We start from the raw sequence: 6,139 nt of genomic DNA on the forward strand, positions 1-6,139 counted from the left end.
CCCCGGGCGACACTCCTGATCCGGCACCGACTGGCCTGACCCGGGACCGACTGGGAGGCGACGTGATGCCGCGTCGCTACGCGGACGGATTCACCAGGTTCGGCGCGATCTCCACCAGGCGCTCGTTCGTGCTCGGCGAGACTTTGTCGATGCGAAGGTCGTCTTGTTGCGTGTCGACCTGCGCAGAGCATCTCCCGTCCGTACGGATGTACGTACATTTGTTGTACAGTGGCCCCGAGGGCCAGCAGTCGGCGGCTCGAATTCGGATTCCGACACAGATCGACAGGAGGGCCTTTGATGGTTGAACCCGATCGCAGTGCCGCGCTCGACCGCTCCAGTGCGATGCCGCTGTGGGCGCAACTGCATGCTGATCTGGTCCGCCGAATCGGTGACGACGAATTCGCCGGCTCCGAGTTCCCGGGCGAGCATGCGTTGACGACGAGCTACGGGGTGAGCCGTCACACCACCCGCGAGGCCCTGCGGCACCTGCGGAACGAAGGAATCTTGATTGCAGAGCGTGGCCGGCCTTCTCGGTTGGCGGCTCCGCCGGTGATCGAGCAGCCACTCGGTGCGCTCTACAGTCTCTTCGCTGCGGTGGAAGCCACGGGTGTTGCTCAGCACAGCGTGGTGCGTGTACTCGAACTGCGGACCGACCCCGCGGTGGCCGCTACCCTGCGGGTCGGTCCCAAGGCGCCGCTGCTCTACCTAGAGCGCATCCGTATGGCAGGGACCATGCCGTTGGCGCTCGACCGTGCCTGGTTGCCGGGGGATCTGGCACGCGACCTCCTGGATGCGGACTTCACTCACACGGCTCTCTACATCGAGCTCGAGAAGCGTTGCGGCATCCGCCTGACCGGTGGCCGCGAGGACGTCACTGCCGTCGTCCCGGATCCGGAGGATGCGGCAGCACTCGAACTCGATTCGAAGACCTCCGCGCTGTCGATCCGCCGTTCGGGTTGCATGAATTCCCGGCCGGTGGAGTTGCGGCACACAGTGATTCGAGGAGATCGGTTCACCGTCTCGGCCACGTTCTCACCGAGCGACGGCTATCGCTTCGTGCCGGCCACGCCGCTGCACGCCCTGTAAGCACCCACTGATCCAAGGAGCGTTCTTCATGACTGGAGCACCACCGGAAGCCGATCCGGCCGCCGCACACGCTTTGATCGCCGAATCGGGAGCCATCCTGATCGATGTCCGCGAGGACGACGAATGGGCAGCCGGCCACGCCCCGGACGCCGTCCATGTACGCCTCGGCGATCTCGATCCTGCTGCCTATCCTCCCGAGCAGAAATTGGTCGTGGTGTGCCGCTCGGGCGCTCGGTCGAGCAAAGCTGTCGCGGCCCTCACCGATGCCGATCGCACGGCGCACAATCTGTCGGGCGGTATGATGGCGTGGCACGAAGACGGCCGCCCTGTGGTCCGTGATGACGGCACGCCCGGCTCAGTAATTTGACATGGTCGCCATCCTCGCGATCGCAGTCGCCGCAGGGATTCTCATCGGGCTTTCCCTCGGCGCGCTCGGTGGTGGGGGATCGATACTGACTGTTCCTGCTCTGGTGTACCTCCTGGCGGTTGAACCGCAATCGGCAACGAGCGCCTCGCTGATCATTGTCGGAATCACCTCGATCATCGCGGCCATCAGCCATGCGCGAGCACGGCACGTTCGGTGGCGGGCAGCGGCAGTGTTCGGACTTCTGGGCGCGGGCACCGCCTTCGGTGGGTCGATCCTCAACCGATCGGTCGACCCGCAGATTTTGCTGCTCGCATTCGCGGCTCTGATGATCGTCGCCGCCGGTGCGATGCTGCGCCGCACCCGGCGAGGACACGATGCCGACCTACCGACGCCGAACCCGGTCGAGACCGCGGAAACACGGTCGAGCGCCGTCGCGGTCGCCGCCAAGCCCACGAAAGTGAAGATCACTACTTCGCAGGTGGTCAAGCTGGTCGCCTCCGCGCTCGTCGTCGGCTGCCTCACCGGGTTTCTGGGAGTGGGCGGCGGATTCCTCATCGTCCCCGCCCTGGTTCTGGCACTGGGCTATTCGATGCCCGTCGCGGTCGGAACGTCACTGGTGATCATCTCCATCACCAGCGCGGGAGCCTTCACCGAACGCCTCGGCACGGGTGCCACCATCCCGTGGGAGATCGTCGTACCGTTCACTTTCGCGGCAATTACAGGCTCGTTCGCAGGAAAAGTCATCAGCGACAGAGTTTCTGCCACCACACTCACCCGTAGCTTCGCAGCCCTGTTATTCGTCGTAGCCGTCTACGTCACCGTCCAGGCATCCATGGCCCTGTAACGCACATCGTTGTGCATCACAGAGCCTATTTCTGCGCATGCAAATGCGTGACGTGTGTGGTCTCGGGACATACCTAACTGATCGTCACCGGGACATCGTTAACGGTCTCGGGGTCGGGTGGGCGTTGAAGTTTCGGATCGGTTTGGTGGTGGTTCCGGCGTGCAGTGAGAGTTTTGTGGGGCCGTCGAGAACTCGGAAATGGTGATCCTCGACGACCACGGTGAGGATGGTTCCGGCGTGTGTGCGGCCGACGGGCAATCTCTGGCCGTCGACCATGACGACACCGTCTATCGGCACTTTCCGGTGCACGCGTTGGGGGCCCGAGGGCGGCGGGAGGAGCGTCGTTGCTCGACGCACGCGGGTCAGTTGGCGGTTATCGTTGCTGATCAACGGATTCGGCAAGGTCTTGATCACATGGTTACCGGCGATGGCGTGGATGAGACCGCCCTCGATTCTGAGGGTGATGCGGGTTCCGGCGGTGTCCGGACCCAATGCGAGCTGATGGCCGAGCAGGGTGATCAGTCCATCGCGGGTGGCGGTGCGATCGACCTCGATCGGTGCCGCAGTGCGCAAGCGGGCACTCGGATCGAACGCGGGCAGTGCCGGCGCAGTCTGCCCTGCACGTGCGCCGCGCATGGTCAACCGGTCGAGGTCGGCGCTCGTCAGCTGGGAGGCACACCGTGGGGCGTGTCAGATGGTTTGTGTAAGAACGGACTGACACGGATGGAGCATCATCGTGACCATGACTGTGGACAGCAATCATGCAGATGACACGAACGATCGGGCTGAGCTCAGCGCCTTCGACGCCTTGAAGGCCTCGGGTGCCCTCGACGAGGTGATGGCCAAGATCGACACGGGCCAGCTGCAGATCACCGGGCAGGGCGGGTTCCTGCAGGAGATGGTCAAGGCGGTTCTCGAGCGCGGACTGCAGACCGAACTCACCGAGCACCTCGGATACGACAAGGGCGACCTTGCCGGCCGTCTACTTCCCAACGCTCGCAACGGTTTCAGCAGCAAGACCGTGTCGAGCGAAGTCGGCGATGTGCCGTTGGCAATCCCCCGCGACCGCGACGGCACGTTCGTTCCAACCCTGGTCCCGCGTGGTGCGCGCAGGATCGGTGGGCTCGATGACATGATCGTCGCGCTCTACGCCGGCGGCATGACAGTGCGCGACATCGAGCATCATCTTGCCTCGACCATCGGTACCGAAATTTCCCGCGAGACCATTTCCAAGATTACCGACTCGGTCCTCGAGGAAGTCCTCGAATGGCAGCGCCGGCCACTCGATCCGATCTATCCGATCCTCTATCTCGATGCGATCGTGGTCAAAATCAGGTCCGGTCAGCAGGTCACCAACAGGGCTGCGCACATCGCCGTCGGTGTCGACCTCGACGGCATCAAACACGTGTTGGGGATCTGGGTTCAAGAACACGAAGGGGCGAAGTTCTGGGCCGGGATCTGCGCTGAGCTGGCAAATCGTGGCGTCAGAGACGTCCTGATCGCCTGCACGGACGGCCTCACTGGATTCGGCGACGCCATCGAAGCGACGTGGCCGCACACCGTCGTGCAGACGTGCACCGTCCACCTGATCCGCGCGTCGATGCGGTTCGTGGCCTACGGCGACCGCAAAGCGGTGGCGTCGTCGCTCCGGTCGATCTACACCGCACCCACCGTCGATGCGGCCCAAGCTGCACTCGACGACTTCAAATCCTCGCAGTGGGGTGTCAAGTATCCGACAGCGGTGCGGACGTGGGAGAGCGCGTGGGAGCGGTTCATCCCGTTCCTGGCTTTCCCACCGGCGCTCCGGAAGATCATCTACACCACCAATGCCATCGAATCGCTCAACTATCAACTTCGCAAGATCATCAAAAACCGCGGACACTTCCCCAATGATCAAGCGGCAGTGAAGCTTCTGTGGCTCGCGATCTGCAGCATCGAGGACAAGCGCGCCCGGGAGAGAGACCGCCTGAGCAAAGATCGACTCGCACCCCGCACCGGCAGGGAGGTCAACAGACTGATCGAAGGATCTCTGACGACCGGTTGGAAACAAGCGCTCGGCGCGCTCGTGATCAACTATCCGGACAGACTCGACCCTTATCTCACCTGAAAGCAAATTCGCTCACAGATAACTTGACAAGCTCCAACCGTGGTGACCACCAAACCGTCGATCACGGCGTGGATGCTGGCGAGGTCGGCCCACAGGGTTACCATGCGTCCGGCGAACCCCTTCCCAATCCACACTTGCTGTGCACCGACCAGATCGACGACGCCCGCCGCCGGTATGCGTAGGTCGATCTCGTAACCGCCGGCCATCCCTGATCGCGCCGAATATGGTTGTACGACAACAGACGCGGCAGACGCGGCAGGGGCGGCCGGCGTCGCACTTCGATACCGTCTGGGTCCCCGCAGAATACCACTTCGCGCTCCGTGACGGCCGCGGAGTCGGATTCACCTACATCGAGGGTGACATCGTCCGCGGAACCTCACGTCTGTGACCACCCGCCCCCGTGCCTGACCGCACCGGGGTACCCGCCCCACCGCACCGACTGGAAGGAACGCCCCTCGTCTACGACCGATCTCGACGAGCGCCCGTGGACCCGGCCGTGGGTTCCCATTCCGGGCACCGCGACGAAGTCCTCGACAGGCGGAAGCTGGCATCAACGACGGGCCGGCGTTGGCGAGCGCGGATCTCGGTTTGGCGATCGGCGCGGGCACCGATGTCGCCATCGGTCCGGGGACATCATAGTCGTCCGCGACGACCTCGGCGATGTGGTCGATTCGTTGGGGCTGGCCAAGGCCATACTGGCGACCATCAAGGGAAACATGGTGTGGGCGTTCGGGTACAACATCGCTGCCATCCGCATAGCGGCCGCAGGTCTGCTCAACCCGCTCCTCGCGGGCGCTGCCATGGCGTTCTCGTCGTTCTTCGTCGTATCGAACAGCCTCCGGCTGCGTCGGTACCCCGCTACATCCTGACGACCCGGGAGGGATACCTCGGCGAACAGTGAACTGGTGTCGCCGCGTCAGCGAACGTGAAGTGATCGCGCTGTGCGTGGCCGCGCCGCACGACCGGCCCGGCCACGCACTCCTGCGCAGCACGCCCGGTCAGCCACCGGGCGGATTCGTACCGACGTCATCGCCGCGGTACCTACAGTCAGTCGCATCCGCGGGTGCCGAAGTTCCCGCGTCGATCCGGGAACTTTCTCCGCCCGCGGTGCGACTGGTGGTCGACCGGTCATGAGCTGCGCCGACACAGGACGCGGCCGACGGATGCGGCCGATACCGCAGTTCACGGGAGGGTTCGAAGTGCACGACGATCTTCGCCACTATCGGCCCATGTTCGAGGCCATCGAACGACGAGTGCTGGCGACGGTAGAGATGGCTGCCCACGAGCGCCTGCGTGCGGCTACAGTGATCGCCGTAGCAGGGCTGGGTCTGTGCCTGGGCCAGTCGGGCGAGGCAACGGGCTGGGCAACATTGCTCAACAATGCAGCGGCGCAGGCGGAATCGACCAGCATCGTCGCTGTCATTGCCGCCCATGCCGGTGTGATCTTCTGTCTGATCTGCTCAGCCGCCGCACTCCATACCCGAATGATCCATCTGATCGTTCTCGCCGCCGCAGGATGCGCCAGCACTTCGGTCCTGGCGATGTTGTCCATCTGGACACGCCAGTCCGCTCACGACAGTTCAACTCTCGCCGGCCCCGGCCCTGGCGCGCTGATCGGGCTGCTCACCGCCGTGGTTCTCACCGGGCTGTGGACACGACTGGCCCTTCGCCCGGAGCGTCGCGTCTTCACGTACTGATCGAGCCACCATTCCGCCGAACCGACAGAAGGATCGAT

At 64.1% G+C, this 6,139-nt stretch carries 6 protein-coding genes and 1 pseudogene; 6 read left to right on the forward strand and 1 reads right to left on the reverse strand.

The window, feature by feature from the left end; translation table 11 throughout:
* Positions 1 to 297: 297 nt before the first annotated feature.
* Genes RHODMAR_RS25065 through RHODMAR_RS25075 form a run of 3 tightly spaced genes read left to right on the forward strand, consistent with a single transcriptional unit; the run spans position 298 to position 2,297 of the window.
* Positions 298 to 1,086, forward strand: a complete 789-nt coding sequence (locus tag RHODMAR_RS25065; protein ID WP_008720425.1) for a GntR family transcriptional regulator — start codon at positions 298 to 300, stop codon at positions 1,084 to 1,086.
* 28 nt (positions 1,087 to 1,114) lie between these two features.
* Positions 1,115 to 1,453, forward strand: coding sequence for a rhodanese-like domain-containing protein (locus RHODMAR_RS25070; RefSeq protein WP_008720426.1), 339 nt, complete (start codon positions 1,115 to 1,117; stop codon positions 1,451 to 1,453).
* 1 nt (position 1,454) lies between these two features.
* A complete protein-coding gene (locus RHODMAR_RS25075; RefSeq protein ID WP_008720427.1) occupies positions 1,455 to 2,297 on the forward strand; it encodes a sulfite exporter TauE/SafE family protein in 843 nt (280 codons plus the stop codon).
* An 84-nt stretch (positions 2,298 to 2,381) separates the two neighbouring features.
* Here the strand turns inward: RHODMAR_RS25075 and RHODMAR_RS29265 are convergent, their stop codons facing one another.
* Positions 2,382 to 2,933, reverse strand: coding sequence for a hypothetical protein (locus tag RHODMAR_RS29265; RefSeq protein ID WP_008720428.1), 552 nt, complete (start codon positions 2,931 to 2,933; stop codon positions 2,382 to 2,384).
* 106 nt (positions 2,934 to 3,039) lie between these two features.
* Between RHODMAR_RS29265 and RHODMAR_RS25085 the strand changes: the two genes are divergently transcribed.
* From RHODMAR_RS25085 to RHODMAR_RS25105, 3 genes and pseudogenes are all read left to right on the forward strand, one after another.
* Entirely contained in the window at positions 3,040 to 4,404 is a 1,365-nt protein-coding gene (locus RHODMAR_RS25085) for an IS256 family transposase (RefSeq protein WP_042940314.1), read from the forward strand.
* Between the two features lie 546 nt (positions 4,405 to 4,950).
* A pseudogene (locus RHODMAR_RS27770) lies at positions 4,951 to 5,273 on the forward strand (heavy metal translocating P-type ATPase); the annotation flags it as partial.
* A 360-nt stretch (positions 5,274 to 5,633) separates the two neighbouring features.
* Positions 5,634 to 6,101, forward strand: a complete 468-nt coding sequence (locus tag RHODMAR_RS25105) for an Rv2732c family membrane protein (RefSeq protein WP_051048272.1) — start codon at positions 5,634 to 5,636, stop codon at positions 6,099 to 6,101.
* Positions 6,102 to 6,139 lie beyond the last annotated feature (38 nt).

It is taken from the genome of Rhodococcus sp. AW25M09, assembly GCF_000333955.1.
Classification (GTDB): Bacteria; Actinomycetota; Actinomycetes; order Mycobacteriales; family Mycobacteriaceae; genus Rhodococcoides.

Coding starts and splice junctions, on each gene's coding strand:
- RHODMAR_RS25070 (WP_008720426.1), top strand. CDS start 1,115: ATGACTGGAGCACCACCGGAAGCCGATCCGGCCGCCGCACACGCTTTG.
- RHODMAR_RS25105 (WP_051048272.1), top strand. CDS start 5,634: ATGTTCGAGGCCATCGAACGACGAGTGCTGGCGACGGTAGAGATGGCT.
- RHODMAR_RS29265 (WP_008720428.1), bottom strand. CDS start 2,933: ATGCGCGGCGCACGTGCAGGGCAGACTGCGCCGGCACTGCCCGCGTTC.
- RHODMAR_RS25065 (WP_008720425.1), top strand. CDS start 298: ATGGTTGAACCCGATCGCAGTGCCGCGCTCGACCGCTCCAGTGCGATG.
- RHODMAR_RS25085 (WP_042940314.1), top strand. CDS start 3,040: ATGACTGTGGACAGCAATCATGCAGATGACACGAACGATCGGGCTGAG.
- RHODMAR_RS25075 (WP_008720427.1), top strand. CDS start 1,455: ATGGTCGCCATCCTCGCGATCGCAGTCGCCGCAGGGATTCTCATCGGG.